This window comes from Emticicia agri, assembly GCF_004168285.1.
In the GTDB taxonomy this organism is placed as follows: domain Bacteria; phylum Bacteroidota; class Bacteroidia; order Cytophagales; family Spirosomataceae; genus Emticicia; species Emticicia agri.
Genome location: NZ_SEWF01000074.1, coordinates 1 through 18312, shown reverse-complemented (window position 1 = coordinate 18312; position 18312 = coordinate 1). Strand labels below are relative to the sequence as shown.

Below are 18312 nucleotides of genomic sequence, written 5' to 3'. Positions count from 1 at the left end.
AGTAGATGTATATCCGAATGGTGATGTAAAAATCATGAGTGGAGGTAATACACTTTTAAGCCTTGATGCCATAGCATTTAAAGTAAATTAGTGAAGTTTAAGACGATTCGATAAACCATGAAGATAGTATTTTTTTTCCTGTTTTGCTTCTGTGTGGTGTTGGGTGCATCGGCACAAAAACCCAAACAGCCTGTACCCAAAAACCAGGATTACGGTATTTTATATGCTTATAACGACAGCCTGCAATATGAAACCTATCCTCAACCTAAGGGCTGGGGTTACAAGTTATATATGCGCTACAAATTACTGGTCAATCAACCCATGATACCTGCGTTAGAGGGCAATCAGCCATTCAAAAATGAACAGGATGCCAAAAAGATAGCCAGGTTAGCATCATCAAAGATTGCTAAAGGAGAAATGCCTCCAACGCTTACCATTACCGAAATCAAGCACTTGTTAAAACTTAAATAACAATGAAAAAAATTTTATTTCTTTCTCTATTCACCCTTTCTCTACTGAGTTTAGGCGACCTTGCTGCCCAGTCAGGGACAATAGCTACCGACGGTATTTATGTGCCTCGTTTAACTACTGCCAGCCGAAATGCCATAGCTACGCCAACCAATGGGCAATTGATTTTTAACAGTGATGAAAACTGTTTCAATGTCTATCAGAATGGTAGTTGGCAAAAACTTTGTGGCTTTGATGTGCCTGCCCCCTCTGCAGAGGCTTGGACACAGAAAGCCAATTTTGGCGGTAGTGCCAGAAGTAATGCCATTGGATTTTCGATTGGTAGCAAAGGCTATATCGGAATGGCCAATGCCAATAATGATTTCTGGGAATATGATCAAGGTGCCAATGCCTGGACCCAAAAAGCCAATTTTGGCGGTACAGGCCGATATGATGCAGTCGGTTTTTCAATTGGTAGTAAAGGTTACTTCGGCACAGGAAACGATGGTTCATCAAATTTCCTGAATGATTTCTGGGAATATGACCCTACTGCCAATACCTGGACCCAAAAAGCCAATATAGGAACCGTGGGAAGAAATAATGCTGTCGGGTTTTCGATTGGTGATAAAGGATATATCGGAACTGGAAACACCCTTGTGATTCCTATTGGTTCGGAAGATTTAGGAGACCTTTGGGAGTATAATCCTGCAAACAATACCTGGACACAAAAGGCTAATTTAACCGGAGGAGTCAGAACAGCAGCCGTTGGTTTTTCTATTGGCGACAAAGGATATATTGGCACAGGAACTTCTACCTCTGCCAAAAAAGATTTCTGGGAGTTTAACCCAACCACTAATTCATGGACACAGAAAGCAGATTTTGGTGGAACTGCCCGTAACAGTGCTGTAGGTTTTGCCATCGGAGGCAAAGGTTATATCGGAACAGGTGCCGTAACGAACGATTTCTGGGAATATGACCCTACTGCCAATACCTGGACTCAGAAAGCAGATTTTGCAGGTAGTTCCCGTAATAGTGCGGTGGGCTTCGCTATCGGGAGCAAAGGATACATCGGCACAGGTTCATTGAGTGGAGGCCCAACCAACGATTTCTGGGAGTATACACCTGGCGGTTTGTCAAGCGAGATAACCATGCAGGGCAATACCTTCAACGGGCCGAACCAATTGGTACAATTAGATGGTGCAAATAGTTTCCCCGGTAATCTGACAGTTACGGGTAATCTGACAGTTGGCGGACAATTATTCCCATCTGAAAACTTTATTGCTCCTACCTTGTCTAATAACTGGATTAATTATGATGTTCCTAACGGTTATGCCGCAGCAGGTTACTTTAAAGATAAAGAGTCAATTGTGCATCTGAAAGGGCTCATAAAAAATGGCACAACCACCAATGGCACTATTATCTTTATACTTCCAACAGGCTATCGACCGTCTGCAAAAGTAATTTTTACAGTTGCCAATAGTGGAGCTTCATTAGCCAGATTAGAAATCGGTTCTGATGGTACAGTTAGAATTATCAGTGGTGGCAATACCTACTTAAGTTTGAATGGTATATCGTTCAGAGCTAATTAAGTGAAATTTTTGTCATTTAAATTTCACTTAACAGGCCTACAAGAATGAAACGAATTATAACAATTTCTCTGATACTGATTTTTCTGTGGGAGGGTTCTAAGGTATCTGCACAAACAGGCATTATCTCCCCAGATGGTGTATATGTACCACGGCTGACCACAGTTAACCGTAATGCCATTGCCACTCCAGCCAACGGCCAATTGATATATAACACTGATGAAAACTGCTTTAATGTTTATCAGAAAGGTGCCTGGCAAAAACTCAGTGGGTTTAATCCGACCCTGTCTGACACCTGGACTCCAAAAGCTAATCTTCCTGTAGGCAATGGTGTTATGGGGTTTTCAATTGGTAGCAAAGGTTATTTAGGAGAGTGGGAATATGACCCTGCTACAGATATTTGGACACAAAAAGCTGCTTTTCCGGGTGAATCAAGATTCAACGCAGTTCGTTTTTCGATTGGCAATAAGGGTTATTATGGAACCGGGTATTATCCTGATATTTTTTTTGCTAAAGAAGATTTTTGGGAATTTGACCCAATTGCAAATACATGGACAAGAAAAGCCGATTTTGGAGGCGGCGCAAGATATGGTGCTGTTGGCTTTTCGATTGGCAATAAAGGATATTTAGGAGGAGGAGCAAGATTTGACTTTAGTGGCGGAGAAGTATCCTTGGCACAATTTCAGGAATACGACCCAAGTACTGATACCTGGACAGCAAAAGCTTCTTTAGGGATAATAGATGCTGTTGGTTTTTCGATTGGCAATAGAGGATACGTAGGAACAGGATATGACAGTTTTAATGATGATGTTTATATCTCTAAACTCTTTTGGGAATATAATCCTGATGCCAATACTTGGACAAGAAAAGCCGATTTTGGGGGTACCGCCCGAATTGATGCCGCTGGTTTTTCAATTGGGAATAAAGGGTATATAGGGTTGGGGCAAAACAAGAAAGACCTTTGGGAATATGAACCTACAGATAATACATGGACTCAGAAAACAAGTTTTGGAGGTACAACTATCAATAGCGCAACTGGCTTTTCTATTGGTAAAAAAGGTTATGTCGGAATAGGTGGAGGTATCAATAATTTCTATGAATATGACCCTTTTGGCCCTCCTAAAAGTATAACCACACAAGGTAATACTTTCAATGGCCCTAATCAATTACTGCAATTTAATGCTTCCGGAAATATAGGTGAAAATTTGAACGTCAATGGTGATGTTACTGTAACTGGTGTAATCAATACCGAAAATTTCATAGCACCTACCTTGCTGAATGGCTGGGTTAACTATAATACACCTACTTATGTACCGGCAGGCTACTACAAAGATGTAGAAGCCAGAGTTCATCTGAGAGGAAGTATAAAATTCGGTACATCTACAAGCGGTACCGTTCTATTTACACTTCCGGTTGGCTATCGTCCTTCCGAAGTTATGATGTTTGCCGTTACTACTACTTCTTTGGCATTAGGCAGAGTAGATATATTCCCAAATGGAGATGTAAAAGTCATTAATGGCAGTAGTAATCATTTGTGTCTTGATGGTATCTCTTTCAGAGTAAACTAATAGCATTGAGCGGTCTGTTCAGAAGGCCGCTCAATGCTCCTTTATCAAGCCAATGCCTATTTCTGCCAAGTAAAACGCCATTTCCATAAAAAATAGTGATGCTACCGCTTGATAATTCACTATATTTAGGTAATATTGTTGCCTAAACCACTTTTCTATGACTAAACCTTTACCCGACACTATTGTTGCCCGCAATAGTAAAGCCTCCGTTAATGCTTCTGAAATTACTTTAAGAGAAGCTAAAATTAATTACATCAGGTTTCACTTTATTGAAAAAGACCTTTCATATCGAAAAAATTGAGATTACCCTCAAGATTTTCGGGTTCATTTGTATTCATTGATTGGTCGCCGCTAGTTATTCCCTCCCGCCATCCTCCTGCAACTTCTCTTCTTGCCAAAGCATAGAAGAGCAAGACCTTTTACACCTGCATTTCACCTAAAAATTACTTTTTCTATGACTAATTCTCTTACTAACCCAATTGTCTTTCTGAACAAACGAACGATGGTCTACGCCAATGAAATTACATTTCTTGAAGCTGATGTAAACTATACGAGAGTTTATTTTGAAGAAAAAGCGCCATTAATGGTAGCTGTAACCCTGAAAAAAATTGAGTCGTTGTTTGAAGAACATGGATTTCTGCGTATCCACAAGAAATTTCTGATTAATCTCAATTATGCCGACAAATCGCTTTTAAAAAACAAAATGCTGACACTGCCGGGAAATGTTGAGATAAAAGTTTCACGCAGAAAAAGAAGTACTTTAAGACGGAACCTGAAAAGCAAGAAATAAATTTATCTTCCTCTATAATGGGTTGTCTCATAATCAGCCCATTATTTCTCTTTCATGTACCTGTTTCCCTCTTTCATGTATCACAACCCCCATTTCAGAAAATAACGTTGCTTTATTTGAGATAAATTTGTACTTTTATACCTCACTGTGACCAAATACCTCAATGCTTATGACTAATATTTTTACAAATGCTGTTGTTTTTCTTAACAAAAAAACCAAAGTTAACATTAATGAAATACTCTTCTTAGAAGGTAATGTTAACTATACCATCGTCCACTTCCGGGAAAAGAACCCACTCATGATTGCCATCACTTTAAAAAAAGCTGAATCTTTACTAAAGGAGCATGGTTTTGTGCGGATTCATAAAAGTTTCATACTCAACCTGCATTATGCCGACCAGTCTTTAATGACCAATAATGAGGTATTATTCCAGAAAAACATTGCTATCAAGGTTTCCCGCAGAAAGAGAAACGAGTTAAAAGAGCGTCTTTCGGCAGCGTAAGCTGTTACGCCAATAAAAAAAGGTTGCCAGCAAAATAGTTGGCAACCTTTTTTTATCCATCAGGCTTATAATTCAATCAAAGTCTCTGAATCGCACTGAAAAATAAAATGTACGCTCTCAGCCAATTCGGCCTCCGACAGTTTTTTCATTTGTGTATCAAAACTTCCTGCGTATTTTCTGGTAATACTTTTTGCCTTTTCTATGATTTCGATAATAAACGGATGTTTTGATTTCCCTATTGATTGTCCGAAATCCTGAATATCGGCTTTAAACATAAGGTTAACCGGAATCTTGTACATTTGTCCATTGCGGGCTGCACATACAGGCACAGGTTCATAAATTGGCGACGAAGAGTACTCTCCCATTTTCTTCTGGGCTATCTTATATTGCTCATCAGACTCTCCGAACACAACCGCTACTTTTTTACGGGGTGTATTCACCCGCTCAGTAATCATATCGTCCAATCTTTCTAAGAGTTGGCGGAAATTCACGGTATTTTTACCGCTTCTGATACGCTCACGAATAGACTGGCGAATAAAATAAGTGATTGATTGCGTAACAGTCAACCCGATTTCTGCCATCTGCTTGAATATCAACGACGATGGAGACATACCCGGAATCGTGTTCGGGTCGTGTAATAATACCCGGCTATCAGGTGTCAGGAATCCGTCAATACGGGTTACGACACAAAAGCCGAGTGTATTAAAAGTCTTCAACAGACTTTCGTGTATCTTGTGCAGATTCTCAAGACTGGTATCTATCGGAATCCGTTTTTTGGTTACATTCGACTTATATTTCGATTTAAAATCGAAAGTCTGTATTTCGCCATAAATCTCTGTTGGTGGCAAGGCAATGGCTTTGCCATCGTCCTGCTGAATAACGCCACAAGAAAACTCCTGCCCTACTACAAATTCTTCTATCATCACGTAGTCTTCTGCATGTGCTGAAATCACCGTTACACTCTCAGAAGTAAACAATACGGCATCTAATTCTTCCATCAGGTCTGCCGGGTGCGCCAATATTTTCCCGTTTACCATTACAGGAAATCCTATCCCCTCGTCCAGATTCGATGTTTTTTCCATCATGTGGCGTTTCTGACGCTCGGTCATTTTTTCCCACTCGCTTTTTTTGAAAGTTACTTCAAAAAAGCATTGGTTTACGGCTCTGGTAAACTCTTCTAAACTTCTTTTTCTAACAATAGCTACGCCGATAGAAGAACCCTGATGCGGCGCTTTTACTACAAACGGAAACCCGATAGTATTGATTAAATCGGTAAACTGTTTAGAGCGGTCGGCAACAGCCCATTCTTCACGGGTAAAAGTAACCGATTTTTTCTTTTGTCCGGTTACCAGCGAAATCAGTTTGTTTTGCATGGGTTTATCAATCCCAACCGCCGACCCCATTAAGCCTGGCCCCATGTACGGAATACCATACCATTCAAGCAACCCTTGCACACTACCGTCTTCGGCCTGTGGGCCGTGCATAATAGTAAAGGCAAAATCGATTATCTGAGGGAAGTCGGCAGGTTGAACCTGTTTTCCTACCTTATATATCAGCTTGTAGAGTTGGGTTTCGTTCAGTTCACCTAAAGATTCGATATAAACCCGGAAACCACGGTTCAGGTTTTTTGACGGAAAAAAATCACGGATAGATTCTTCGTAGAGCAGTTCGGGGTTGATTTGTATAAAATGTCCCAGACTATCTACAAATATCGGAACAGGTTCAAATAAAGCCTTATCAATGTGTTCAAAGGCTGTCTTCCCCCCTAAATATGATATTTCTCTTTCTCTGGCCTGTCCGCCAAAGAAAATCCCGACTCTGATTTTGTTTCCCATTATTGACCTAAAGCTGATGAGTTATTGTGCGTAGTATGCGAAAACTAATTTGTGTGCAAGATAAATAAAAAAGCCACTTGTATCTACAAGTGGCAGTATATTTTTAGGTTTTTAGCCTGCAATCAGGCTATTAAAACGCAGGTGTCAGATTCAATGCCTCTACTTTACGTATTTCGGGTACAGCTTTTAAAATCGCTTCTTCCAGCCCCGCTTTAAAAGTCATAGACGACATAGGACATGAGCCACACGCACCCATTAATTCAAGTTTTACGGTATAGTCGTCGGTAATTTCTATTACTTTCACATTTCCGCCATCGGTTTGTAAGTAAGGTCTTACAGTATTCAGGGCGGTTTCTACTCTATCTATTAAATTTTCCATATCTGAACCAATCGGAGTATTGTCTATATACAAAAGTAAAAAAAATATAAAAAAGTTCAAATAGATATGTATCACGATTTTTTAAATCGTTCAGTAAACGTACTGCAAAATCAACCGGATTTTTCCATACATTCAAATTTGTTAAACACGATTTAAAAAATCGTGATACAAACTTTGATTCTTTACTATCTTTACACCTCTGAAACCCCTATAAACTCATTTTCTACAAACAATCAACAAACCATGCGTAGCTTTATTCTCCTCTGTTTACTCTTGTGTTCGGGTAGTATTTTTGCCCAGAACGCCGACGCCGATTATGTACGTGATAACTATAAAAAAAGAGAAATCTACATAACCATGCGTGATGGCGTACGCTTATTTACCTCTGTTTATCTGCCTAAAGATTCTACCCGCAATTATCCGATTATGTTGCAGCGTACCCCCTACTCGGTTGCCCCGTATGGCGAGGGCAAACTGAAAGCACTGGTAGGCCCAAGTGCAGAACTGATGCAGGATGGCTACATATTTGTTTACCAGGATGTGCGTGGCCGCTGGATGTCGGAGGGAGAATTTGTAGAGATGCGTCCGCATATTGATAACAAAAGCGGCAATACTATCATAGATGAATCGACTGATACGTATGACACCATTGAGTGGCTCACAAAAAATATCTCGTATAATACAGGCAAAGTAGGTATGTGGGGTATCAGCTATCCGGGTTTTTATGCTTCTGTGGGGTTGATGTCAACCCATCCGGCTTTAGTAGCTTCTTCGCCACAAGCCCCAATGGCTGATTTATGGCGCGACGACAGCTACCACAATGGCGCCTTTATGTTGCCACACAATTTTGGTTTTTATCCGGGATTTACTAACCGTACCGACAATAAACCTACCCAGAGCTATGGGAAGCGTTTTGATTTCGGCACGCCCGATGGCTATAAGTTTTACCTGAATTTAGGCCCGATGAAAAACTCGCTCAACTATACCGAAAGTCTGGGCAAAGACCCCTACTGGCGTGCCAATCTTGACCACCCGAATTATGATGAGTTCTGGAAATCACGTAATATCCTGAATCATCATAAGGGCATTAAACACGCCGTTATGGTAGTAGGTGGCTGGTACGATGCCGAAGACTTATACGGTACTTTCAAAACCTATCAGTCAATTGAGCAGAAGAATCCGGGTATTACCAATATTTTTGTGGTTGGCCCGTGGGTACACGGCGGCTGGGCAAGAGGCGATGGCGATGTGTTGGGCAATGTCAATTTCGGCCAGAAAACCAGTCTTTATTACCGGGCAAGCATAGAGCGCAAGTTTTTTAATTATTACCTGAAAGGACAAGGCGATAATGTTTTTGCCGAAGCCCTGATGTATGAAACAGGGACTAACAAATGGCGCAATTTTACAGAATGGCCACCCAAAATAGCAAAAGAAAGAAATCTGTATATGGGTGCTAACGGCAAACTATCGTTCAGCGAGCCTGACGAGAAAAAGAGTGCTACTTCTTATATCTCAGACCCAGGCAAACCTGTACCTTCTTCTGACTATATCACTTCGGGTATGCCACGTGAATACATGGTTGACGACCAGCGCCATGCCAGCCGCCGCCCTGATGTACTGACGTTTCAGACTGATGTATTAGATAAAGATGTAACGCTGGCAGGTAATATCTGGGCAAACCTGAAAGTGGCTATCACAGGTACTGATGCCGATTTTATTGTGAAAGTAATTGATGTGTATCCCGACGATGCCAAGGATAACCCGAATACGGCTAAAAACATGAAAATGGCAGGGTATCAGCAAATGGTCAGAAGTGAGGCCATGCGTGGTAAATTCCGCAAAAGCTTTGAAACGCCCGTACCGTTTAAGCCTAATAAGGTAGAAGAGGTATCGTTTGAATTACAAGATGTGCTTCATACTTTCCAGAAAGGACACCGCATTATGGTACAGATTCAGAGTACATTTTTCCCGATTATCGACCGTAATCCGCAAAAATTTCTGCCAAACATTCATTTCGCCGATTATTCAGATTTTCAGACAGCCACCCATACCATCTATCACGAAAAGAAAAATGCCAGTCATCTGAAAGTGAGGGTTTTGGAATAAATTCAGAATATTTAAAGACGACCGCGTGGCGTCCACCCCACCCTAACCCTCCCCAACAATGGAGAGGGGACAAAAAAAGCCCCTCTCCCCACAGTTGGGGAGAGGGGTTGGGGTGTGGGGTTGAAGCCTTGCCAACTAATATTCTGTATCCTTTCGCTTTTTACACAACCTCTCTTGTATAACTATCTTTATGTACCCGGTCGGCTTATTTCAGGGTTGTAATCCATTTAGCAATTTTCAATGCTTCGTCTTTTGGAACCTGAGCCATCGGAGCCATCGGAGGATACCCTTCCCAGTTGGCCGGAACAGGTTTGTAAATCAATTCAACTATCTGTTCTGGTTTATATTTTTTCTTTTTCATTACTTCCTTATAGGCCGGCCCTACCAAACGTGTATCTACTTTATGACAAGCCAAACAAGTATTTTTCTGTAATAACTTTTCTACATCTGGAGGGATTTTGGTTTGGGCTTTCGATACCGAAGCTATGCCAAGTACAACGGCAACGGTCAAAAATGTTTTTTTCATTGTTTACTTATAAAGATTAAAAATAATACTTAAGTCGAAGAGGAATTTCTTCCGCTAAATACGTAAACAAAACGTTAGAATGAAAGTTTTTGTTAAATTTTTAATAGAATATTTTGTTAATGAAAAGTTAAATCCCGTATATGGGTAGGCTAAAGTGTCTGGCAACCTATTACAGAGAGTTGTTTGCTTGAAAGTTTAATATTTTTCTTTTACTTTCGTTTAATTACAAATAGCTTAGGCTTCTTAAAGTTCGGTATTCCAAAAGTAGATAAATTGTATGAGCGTATTACCTACCCTGAAAACTGCTGAAACAAAGGTGTTTTTCCAAAAACGCCTAACCTGTTTTGGGGTCATTTTTCTGCTGTTTTTCACTTCATTCAAGGCCGATGCCCAATTGATACAATGGGCCAGTAAAGTGATTGGTTTTTCCTCTGAACGCACCGACCCCGCCTCGCAGGGGCCTGAGTATAGAGCTACTCAGGTATTAGGTAGCCCGAGTAAATTGCCGCAAACGGGAAATTCCAAGGCAGCGTGGTCTCCGGCAGGAGCCGATACCAACGGCGACGAATGGATAAAAGTCAGTTTCGAAAAACCCACTAAAATCAAGCAGGTATCTATCGGCGAAAACTATAATCCGGGGTCAATTATCAGAGTATTTGCCTATGACTCTACCGATACCGAACACCTGATACATGAAAACATCAACGACATACCCAAAATGGAAGGCCGTATGTGGAATGTGGTTGTACCACAGACAACCTATCTGGTGTATGCCATCAAATTAGTGATGTCGCCGTCGAGAGTTCCGGGATATAACCAGATAGACGCCATCGGCATTTCAGATATGGCTACGCCTTATGAATCTAAAATCAATTTAGCCAAAAATATGCCCAAGGAAATCATCAAGGAAAACCTGGGCAAAGGCGTGAATTCCAAATCGGGCGAGGTAGCTCCCATTATTACCCCCGACGGCAAAACCTTGTTTTTTACCCGTGATTCGCACGAGGGCAATATCGGTAAAAAGAAAAAACAAGATGTGTGGGTTTCTAAAATGCAATCAGACGGCACATGGGGCGAAGCAGAAAACATCAAGGCCCCCATCAATACCGAAGATAACAATGCGGTTACCTCTACCTCGGCCGATGGTAAAACCATTTATTTACTGAATGTGTATGCGGCAGATGGTTCGTTGTTACCTGGCTTGTCAAAGTCTAAAAAATCGTTGAATGGCTGGGAGTTTCCGAAAGAAGTAAAAATAAATGATTATTATAACAATGCCAACTTTACCGAGTTTTCTTTAGCTCCCAACAATAAGGTACTGGTAATGACCTGTAAGCGCAAAGATACCCGGGGAGGTAAAGATTTGTATGTATCTTTTCTGAACGAAAACGGCACCTGGTCGAAACCCATAAACATGGGTAACGACATTAATACGGTAGAAGATGAAAGCGGCCCTTTTATAGGTGCCGACTCTAAAACTATTTATTTTTCAACCAGTGGCTTTCCGGGATATGGTGATAATGATATTTTTCTGAGTCGCCGACTGGATAGCACCTGGACTAAGTGGAGCCAGCCGGAAAACATCGGGCCACTGATTAATACGGCCAAATGGGATGGTTTCTTTACCATTCCGGCCTCGGGTGAATATGCCTATCTGAGTTCGGTAGAACGTTCTATCGGTGGCGAAGACATTTTCCGTATCCGGCTTTTTCCTTCCATCAAGCCCGACCCCGTAGCTATTATTTCGGGAACGGTAATTAATGCTCTTGATAAAAAACCGATTCCGGCCGATGTGCTGCTTGAGGTAATTAACGATACCACGTTTAAAGATAAGAAAGATAAAATTGTATCGGAGTTTGACCCCGAAACCGGAGAATACAAATTTGTTGTACCTTTGAAGAAAAATTACAGCCTGAGCGCCACTAAAAAAGGCTTTATAGCTGTAAGCGATAACATAGACCTGACCAAAGATAACCGTTTTAGAGAAATCAGACGGAATATCAGTCTGATACCTATCAAAGAAGGGCAAACCATTATACTGAATAACCTCTTTTTTAACCAGAGTAAATATGATATTCTGCCCCCATCTTACCCTGAGTTAAACCGGATTATTGAATTGATGAAGGAGTATCCGACCATGCAGGTAATGATTGAGGGACATACTGACGGCAGCGATGACAACCTGATGCTGAATCTGAAATTATCGCAGGACAGAGCCAACGAGGTAAAGAAATACCTCGTAGAAAAAGGCGGGATTGATGCCAATCATATTCAGACCAAAGGCTGGGGGCCATCAAGACCCATTGCCAGTAATGCTACCGAAGAAACGAGAAAGAAAAATCGTAGAGTCGAGTTTTCGATTCTGAAATTGTAATCAATGCAGCTAAAAAATCCTATTATCCGCAGGGCTCTCACACTTTGCCTCATACTGATTCCGCTTGTTCTTTTTGGATATACCTTTCAGAAATACGCTATCAATATTCCTCACTGGGACGATTTAGCTGTGAGAAACTCTCTTGCCGAGTTTCTCACAGCCGATTCTTTTTCTCATAAAATCAGCCTGCTTTTTTCTCAGCATAATGAACACCGCATTGTTCTTACACGCCTATTTGCTTTGCTTGTCTTTCAGTTGAAGGGCACTTTAGATTTAAAATTGCTTATGCTATTAGGCAATCTGAGCCTGGTAGGTATTCTTTTTTTATTTTATCGGTTTAGTCGGCGCAATTCCCTTGGTTTATTGGCTTTAGTGCCTATGACATTTTTGCTTTTCAATCAGGGTTTATACGAAAATGTATTCTGGGGTATGGCCTCGGTACAGAATTTCTGGGTAGTCTTACTGGCCTTTGTTTCTCTGTATTTTCTGGTATTTTCTTACGACCAACCCCATAAAACCTATTTCTATCTGGCAATTGCCGCCAGTTTTGCAGGAACTTTTACAAGCAGCAACGGTATTCTGATTCCTATCATAGGCACGGCCATTCTGCTGTTTCAGAAACGCTACCGTGAGTTGGGTATCTGGGGCGTGGCATCAGCCTTATTTTTGTTTTTGTATTTTTTTCAGTACCAGTCATCACCCGATAAAACGACTAAAGCAGATTTTTCTTCCCCTACACTACTGCTGAAAGGTGTATTAGCCGTAATAGGCAACGCTGTTGACGTTTCGTTTGTAGCCCCCAACAAACACCTTGATTTGGCAATGGCTACGGGAGTACTATTGCTGATTATTTTAGGCTGGTTCAGTATTCAGGTATTGATCAGAAAATATAATATCAACCAGCGCAACAATGACCTTTTTCTGCTGGGTTGCCTGGTATTTTTAGGTATTACCTGTGTGGGTATTGCTGTGGGTCGTCTATCTTATGGGATTGAAGTATTGCTTACCAGCAAATACAAAATCAATTCGGTGCTGATACTGTGTATAAGCTATCTGATAATCCTGAATTCTCTTGCCGAACACCGAAAACCAAGGGTTATAACGATTGCTATTGCATTAAGTATCTGCTATAACTTTTATACCTATCTGGCCGAATTTCAGCACATAAGCTATTTAAGACGTGAGCGCATCACCGACCAGTTTAAGATACAGCACAGCGATAAAGAAATGCCTGTGAGTGGTATTTATGCCCGTTTGCAACAACCTGCGGCAACCTTTTATGATGCCCTGATGCCTGCCTTGCAGTCGGTCAAAGACACGGTGCAGACAAAAATCGGTATTGTTGAAAATGAAACCGGTTTTATACTGACTGATACACGCAATGACACACTTGATATAAGCTCGGCAGATGCCGGACAATACATCGTACTAAAATCTGACCATAACCTCTATCTGTTTCCATGCCGGACTATTACCGCCAGTGCCTTTCAGCTAAAAGATTATATTAATATCGGATTTCTTTTCAGAAATCAACTGAACGTCGGTAGCTTTGTGAGTGATTTCACCAAGTTTTATGTTCAGTCGGGTAAGTATCAGATAGGTACTATTGATGTAGAAAACAAAAAATCTATGCTTACCTGGACCAATCAATCAATCAATATTCAAGCAGTACAGAAACAAAAACCCGTGCAGAACTGGTAATTGGCTGTACGAACTCTAATCCTGATGTCGGCACAAAACACTTCCTACTTAAAACAATTAGATGGCATACGGTTCATAGCAGTATCAATGGTACTCATAGACCACTGGTCTGACGAAAAACTGAAACTTCCTTTAGGTTTTTTAGGGGTCTGCCTGTTTTTTGTACTCAGTGGTTTTCTGATAACCCGCATTTTGCTCAATGCCAAAGAAAAAGACGATGCCCTCGGCCGTTCACATGGTTTTTCGTTGAAACAGTTTTATATCCGCCGCACCATCCGCATTTTTCCCATTTACTACCTCACCATTTTTGTTCTCTATGTTCTTAATGTTCCACCAGTTCGCGATAAAATCGTGTGGTGTCTCACCTACTCTACCAATATTTATATAGCTGTTTATGAATCATGGTTGGGTGTCATTGACCATCTTTGGTCGTTGGCAGTAGAAGAGCAGTTCTATCTGTTTTTTCCGTTTGTGATATTTTTTATCCCCTCACGCTACCTGGTCAAGGTACTATTCGGGTTTATCGGGCTTTCTGTATTGCTCAGGCTGGTATTGTACCTCAATGGCGTAGCCTGGATGGCCTCCTATGTACTGATGCCTACTTGCCTTGATGCCTTTGGTATGGGGGGCTTATTAGCTTATTTTTTCTATCACAAAAATGAGAAAGTAAAGGCCTTTATTACCAATAAGCTTTGGCTTGTGGTAAGTCTGTTGCTCTATGCAGGCGTAATTATGTTCAGCAAATGGCTTTCAGAGGGGCAGAATATTATAACCATTGTATTTCTGCGTGTGTTTGAATCTTTGCTATCGCTCTTTTTAGTAGGCAATGCAGCTTATAATTTTGATGGCCTCATGAAAAAAGTCTTAGAAAACAAAGTAAGTATCTATATCGGACGCATCAGTTACGGGGTATATATCTACCATAATTTTGTCTATAATTTTTATCATTCCTCGCCCAACCACCCTACTATCAAGCTCCTGAACAAGTTGCCTTTCATTGCCAATCATTTGCCATTGAAATTCATTTTCTTGTATGCGCTGACCGTTGGCGTAGCCACCATTTCGTGGTTTCTGATAGAGAAGCCTATCAATCAATGGAAGGAGAAATTTGGTTATTGAGAGCCTTACGGAGATTTCACTAATTTTTTGGTAATAATCTGGCTTCCGTCTATGACTTTCAGCAGGTAAACACCATCTGGCAAATGGCTTAAATCTAAAGGGATGGTTTCGGAAGTGATAGATTGGCTTTCGATGCGTTGCAATGCCTGCCCTTTCATATCAAACAGTTCTATGCTTACATCACGTCCCTGATTGCGGAGCGGAAAAGCTACTTTTACTACATCGCTCACCGGATTAGGGAATATAATAGCACCCAATACAGGTTCAACCACATATTCGTTCGAGGTAATGGTATTGCCCTCTATCCCCACAATCTGCCAGCCCATATCTTGCAGACAACGCAACAATAAATCACCCGGCTGCTGATTGACTTCTGCAGAACGCACATTAGGCGACATCAGCGAATTAGGGTTTCCCTGCGGATAAAAGGATTCATCGAAATGAGAGATACTCGACCCCTCATTAAACGAAACCGGTGCGTAGAGTTTGGGCAAAAAATTGGCATATTTACTGTTTCTTAAACCAAAATACAGGGCATTGCCCGTCAGAGCGGCTTTCAGGTCAGTAGAAGGGTTTCCGAAAATACCATTGTTAGTGAGCTTGATTTTGCCTACATTCTGCAAAAACATATCGTAAATATAATTACTGCCCGACTGCCCGTACTGCCCTTGTGAATTATTATTTACCAATTTCATAGACGACGAAAAACCCAGGCCGTGTGCTATTTCGTGCATCACTACGGTAATCAAATCGAACTTGCCTGCCTGCGATTTTGAGTCTGTGCCAAAATACCAGTTTATGCTGCTATTGATTTTCATCTCAATTTCAAAATCGCCATTATTCAGGTCTTTGCCTGAAATAGCCTCAGCCAGTGAAGCCGGATACCAGACATTCTGGTATGGGGCATTCTGAAAGTTTTTGTAAATGCGGGTAGAACCCGTAACCGCTAATATTCCGGCAGAAAGCGCCACCCATGTAGCCTTGATTTTGATAGGTTGAGACGAGTACAGGTATTTAGACCAGATACTCATGGCTTTTTCAAAAGCAGTTTTGGCAGCCGCAGGAAAATCGATATACGATACCTGAATGGTAGAAGTAGAAAGCACTCTGGCATTTGATAGAATTTCTTTATCGGGAAGAATCTCGGTAAAACTATCTTCTTCGGTATAATAACAAATAACAGGCTCGGCAGGCATTGATTCTTCCTGCGCAAATACGGTCTGATAAGTCAATAATAAAAGAAAGATTTTCCCTAAAAAACGCATCAGTAAATGTTTAGGCTTTGTATATTGAGCGATTGAGTGAATTAGTGATTGAGTGATTAAGCGGTTAATTTTCTGGTATCTATCCTGTAAATACTCCTCTATTAATTCATCTTAATAACAAAAAAATAATCGCTGCGCGGCGGCCGCTCAATCACTAAATCACTCAATCACTCAATCACTAAATTCTTCTTATATAGACGGAAAAAGAGGCAAAAAAATTGCATGAGAATCAAAGCAATTATCGAGCCATCACTTTTGAGACGTAATCCCAACAGATAATTCCTACCGTTACGGCAATATTAAGCGAATGCTTGGTACCAAACTGAGGTATCTCTAAACAATGGTCGGCCACTTCAATGGCCGCATCATTGACCCCGAAAACTTCGTTGCCAAACACAAAAGCATATTTTTTAGCAGCCTCCGGCTGAAAGTCGGGTAATTGCAGGCTGTTTTCTACCTGCTCAACGGCTAATACCGTATAGCCGTTTTGTTTTAATTCTGTAATGAGTGCTGCAATATCAGCCCGATGCTCCCATGCCACCGAATCTGTTGAACCCAAGGCAGTTTTCTCAATCTCACGGTGGGGAGGTGTGCCTGTAATGCCACACAAGTATATCTTTTCTACGGCAAAAGCATCAGCAGTACGAAAAGCTGACCCTACATTATTCATACTTCTGACATCGTCTAATATCAGACAAAAGTTCTTTTTCTCCACCTCCTGAAACTCTTCTACCGACAGCCGGTTCAGTTCGTCCATTTGCAATTTTCGCATACAACTATTTTTTTCTGCAAAGTTAGGGTGTAAATATGGGGATTTGAAATGTTTTTTTTGGGGGGGAGATTATAAGGAATAAATCAAACAAATGAGGCTGTCTCAAAAGTTTTTTGTGCCAAATATTATTTGGAAAAATCCTCACCCCAACCCCTTCGCGCGGCGTCCGCTCCTGGAAAAGGAGAGGGGCTTAAAGTCTCCCTCTCCTGCTGGGTGAGTTTTACCCATAAGTACGGTTTTTTTGTAAAAATAAGTTCTTTGACATATTGAGACCATCAACAAGTGCCTGGAAATAAATCCAACCTTTCCAGATTGTTTGCCATCCGGGCATACCAGCCTGTTTGATACCCTGATGCCCTCCCATCCTGGCTAAAAGCAGCATAAACCATAAATTGGTATGCTTCTGGGCAAAAGTTAAGTCAATAGGCATCAGATATTTATCGGCAGCTATGTCAGCCATCATTAACTCATCCTGTGAGAGTAATTCATTAATCAGATGATTAGTCGTCTTCTGGGCATGCTCTTTGAGAGCTAAATATCTTGTTCTTAATAAACCAATCGCTATTAAACTCAATAGACTGATGGTATTAAAGAGTGCTTGTGGGGATTGTAATTGTCTTTGTTGGATACTACAACCCGTTTTGAGACATTTATGAAAATCTTCACAGGTAGTCCATCTGCGGGTATAGGTATCAATAATAGCTACCGCCTCTGCTAAAGTCTTTACCGGCACATTGGTAAGTATCATCCAATGGGCTAAGTCTTGTCCTTTGATAGGTTGAAGTTGCTGCAAGGTGAGTACATAAATAGGTTTAATTAAATCCTGTAAGTCAACTTTTGCAAAAGTAATCTGACACTCACATAGGTGTGCTTTGCCTTTGGCATCTAAGAGCGAACGTTCAACAATCCCACCAGGGGTTAAACTTTGCAAATAGGGCTTCAGGGTTTGAGTACTGTTTTTGAGTTTACGGTCATGTCTGCCATTGATAATAAAGAGTTGTCGATGGGTAAGTGCATAATTGAAGACCTCTGCCACATCAGCTTCTTTATCAGCTACTTGTACAACCGATATACCCGTTTTACGTCCATATTTACGGGCAAAATCAATGGCTTCAATCCATTTAGCACTCTCCTTTTCTTCAAAAGGACGCAGGTGTCTTTGATGACGTTTACCATAATCATCCCTATCTCTTTGTATGAACTCTTGGATGGGTAAGCCTAAAGGTACATAATGGTTGTCTGTCAGAATACCATTATGTATTAATACTCCATTATCGCTTCCGGTTTGAAGGTAGCCTAAATCCATCTGACGGGTAGGATAATTGCCCACTGTACTATCCTG

Annotated in this window: 16 protein-coding genes; 10 read left to right on the top strand and 6 right to left on the bottom strand. The window is 41.0% G+C overall.

From position 1 onward, the window contains the following. The first annotated feature begins 117 nt into the window (after positions 1-117). From EWM59_RS25645 to EWM59_RS25625, 6 genes are all read left to right on the top strand, one after another. The gene (locus EWM59_RS25645; protein WP_130022693.1) at positions 118-471 is read left to right on the top strand and encodes a DUF4907 domain-containing protein; all 354 of its coding nucleotides are present in this window, start codon (positions 118-120) and stop codon (positions 469-471) included. A gap of 2 nt (positions 472-473) precedes the next feature. Then, positions 474-2036, top strand: coding sequence for a Kelch repeat-containing protein (locus tag EWM59_RS25640; protein WP_130024085.1), 1563 nt, complete (start codon positions 474-476; stop codon positions 2034-2036). Between the two features lie 44 nt (positions 2037-2080). After that, a complete protein-coding gene (locus EWM59_RS25635; RefSeq protein WP_130024084.1) occupies positions 2081-3601 on the top strand; it encodes a Kelch repeat-containing protein in 1521 nt (506 codons plus the stop codon). Between the two features lie 157 nt (positions 3602-3758). Beyond that, positions 3759-3902, top strand: coding sequence for a hypothetical protein (locus tag EWM59_RS27875; RefSeq protein ID WP_165372302.1), 144 nt, complete (start codon positions 3759-3761; stop codon positions 3900-3902). Positions 3903-4055: 153 nt separating this feature from the next. After that, positions 4056-4391, top strand: coding sequence for a LytR/AlgR family response regulator transcription factor (locus EWM59_RS25630; protein WP_130024083.1), 336 nt, complete (start codon positions 4056-4058; stop codon positions 4389-4391). A gap of 169 nt (positions 4392-4560) precedes the next feature. Beyond that, entirely contained in the window at positions 4561-4893 is a 333-nt protein-coding gene (locus EWM59_RS25625) for a LytR/AlgR family response regulator transcription factor (RefSeq protein ID WP_165372301.1), read from the top strand. A 65-nt stretch (positions 4894-4958) separates the two neighbouring features. Here the strand turns inward: EWM59_RS25625 and EWM59_RS25620 are convergent, their stop codons facing one another. Together EWM59_RS25620 and EWM59_RS25615 are read right to left on the bottom strand one after the other, a co-directional pair. Continuing rightward, positions 4959-6728, bottom strand: coding sequence for a D-alanine--D-alanine ligase family protein (locus EWM59_RS25620; protein ID WP_130024081.1), 1770 nt, complete (start codon positions 6726-6728; stop codon positions 4959-4961). A 130-nt stretch (positions 6729-6858) separates the two neighbouring features. Continuing rightward, positions 6859-7107, bottom strand: a complete 249-nt coding sequence (locus EWM59_RS25615) for a NifU family protein (protein WP_130024080.1) — start codon at positions 7105-7107, stop codon at positions 6859-6861. Positions 7108-7350: 243 nt separating this feature from the next. Between EWM59_RS25615 and EWM59_RS25610 the strand changes: the two genes are divergently transcribed. After that, positions 7351-9213 (top strand): CocE/NonD family hydrolase, encoded by a 1863-nt coding sequence (locus EWM59_RS25610; protein ID WP_130024079.1) that lies wholly within the window; start codon positions 7351-7353, stop codon positions 9211-9213. Between the two features lie 205 nt (positions 9214-9418). Here EWM59_RS25610 and EWM59_RS25605 read toward each other — a convergent pair whose 3' ends face one another. Next, on the bottom strand, positions 9419-9739 hold the full coding sequence (locus tag EWM59_RS25605; RefSeq protein ID WP_130024078.1) for a c-type cytochrome: 321 nt from the start codon (positions 9737-9739) through the stop codon (positions 9419-9421). Between the two features lie 277 nt (positions 9740-10016). Between EWM59_RS25605 and EWM59_RS25600 the strand changes: the two genes are divergently transcribed. From EWM59_RS25600 to EWM59_RS25590, 3 genes are read left to right on the top strand one after another with little or no spacing between them, the layout of a single operon-like run. After that, positions 10017-12113: an OmpA family protein gene (locus EWM59_RS25600; RefSeq protein ID WP_130024077.1), complete on the top strand. Its 2097-nt coding sequence runs from the start codon at positions 10017-10019 to the stop codon at positions 12111-12113. Positions 12114-12116: 3 nt separating this feature from the next. After that, positions 12117-13814, top strand: coding sequence for a hypothetical protein (locus EWM59_RS25595; protein ID WP_130024076.1), 1698 nt, complete (start codon positions 12117-12119; stop codon positions 13812-13814). A 24-nt stretch (positions 13815-13838) separates the two neighbouring features. After that, positions 13839-14933: an acyltransferase family protein gene (locus EWM59_RS25590; RefSeq protein ID WP_130024075.1), complete on the top strand. Its 1095-nt coding sequence runs from the start codon at positions 13839-13841 to the stop codon at positions 14931-14933. Between the two features lie 5 nt (positions 14934-14938). Here EWM59_RS25590 and EWM59_RS25585 read toward each other — a convergent pair whose 3' ends face one another. The 3 genes from EWM59_RS25585 to EWM59_RS25575 form a co-directional block, all read right to left on the bottom strand. Further along, positions 14939-16198, bottom strand: a complete 1260-nt coding sequence (locus EWM59_RS25585) for a T9SS type A sorting domain-containing protein (RefSeq protein ID WP_130024074.1) — start codon at positions 16196-16198, stop codon at positions 14939-14941. Between the two features lie 238 nt (positions 16199-16436). Continuing rightward, positions 16437-16970 (bottom strand): RNA methyltransferase, encoded by a 534-nt coding sequence (locus EWM59_RS25580; RefSeq protein ID WP_165372300.1) that lies wholly within the window; start codon positions 16968-16970, stop codon positions 16437-16439. A 220-nt stretch (positions 16971-17190) separates the two neighbouring features. Then, positions 17191-18312: IS4 family transposase (locus EWM59_RS25575; RefSeq protein WP_130020692.1), on the bottom strand; the 1122-nt coding region annotated here is incomplete at its 5' end.

Coding starts and splice junctions, on each gene's coding strand:
- EWM59_RS25645 (WP_130022693.1), top strand. CDS start 118: ATGAAGATAGTATTTTTTTTCCTGTTTTGCTTCTGTGTGGTGTTGGGT.
- EWM59_RS25640 (WP_130024085.1), top strand. CDS start 474: ATGAAAAAAATTTTATTTCTTTCTCTATTCACCCTTTCTCTACTGAGT.
- EWM59_RS25635 (WP_130024084.1), top strand. CDS start 2,081: ATGAAACGAATTATAACAATTTCTCTGATACTGATTTTTCTGTGGGAG.
- EWM59_RS27875 (WP_165372302.1), top strand. CDS start 3,759: ATGACTAAACCTTTACCCGACACTATTGTTGCCCGCAATAGTAAAGCC.
- EWM59_RS25630 (WP_130024083.1), top strand. CDS start 4,056: ATGACTAATTCTCTTACTAACCCAATTGTCTTTCTGAACAAACGAACG.
- EWM59_RS25625 (WP_165372301.1), top strand. CDS start 4,561: ATGACTAATATTTTTACAAATGCTGTTGTTTTTCTTAACAAAAAAACC.
- EWM59_RS25620 (WP_130024081.1), bottom strand. CDS start 6,728: ATGGGAAACAAAATCAGAGTCGGGATTTTCTTTGGCGGACAGGCCAGA.
- EWM59_RS25615 (WP_130024080.1), bottom strand. CDS start 7,107: ATGGAAAATTTAATAGATAGAGTAGAAACCGCCCTGAATACTGTAAGA.
- EWM59_RS25610 (WP_130024079.1), top strand. CDS start 7,351: ATGCGTAGCTTTATTCTCCTCTGTTTACTCTTGTGTTCGGGTAGTATT.
- EWM59_RS25605 (WP_130024078.1), bottom strand. CDS start 9,739: ATGAAAAAAACATTTTTGACCGTTGCCGTTGTACTTGGCATAGCTTCG.
- EWM59_RS25600 (WP_130024077.1), top strand. CDS start 10,017: ATGAGCGTATTACCTACCCTGAAAACTGCTGAAACAAAGGTGTTTTTC.
- EWM59_RS25595 (WP_130024076.1), top strand. CDS start 12,117: ATGCAGCTAAAAAATCCTATTATCCGCAGGGCTCTCACACTTTGCCTC.
- EWM59_RS25590 (WP_130024075.1), top strand. CDS start 13,839: ATGTCGGCACAAAACACTTCCTACTTAAAACAATTAGATGGCATACGG.
- EWM59_RS25585 (WP_130024074.1), bottom strand. CDS start 16,198: ATGCGTTTTTTAGGGAAAATCTTTCTTTTATTATTGACTTATCAGACC.
- EWM59_RS25580 (WP_165372300.1), bottom strand. CDS start 16,970: ATGCGAAAATTGCAAATGGACGAACTGAACCGGCTGTCGGTAGAAGAG.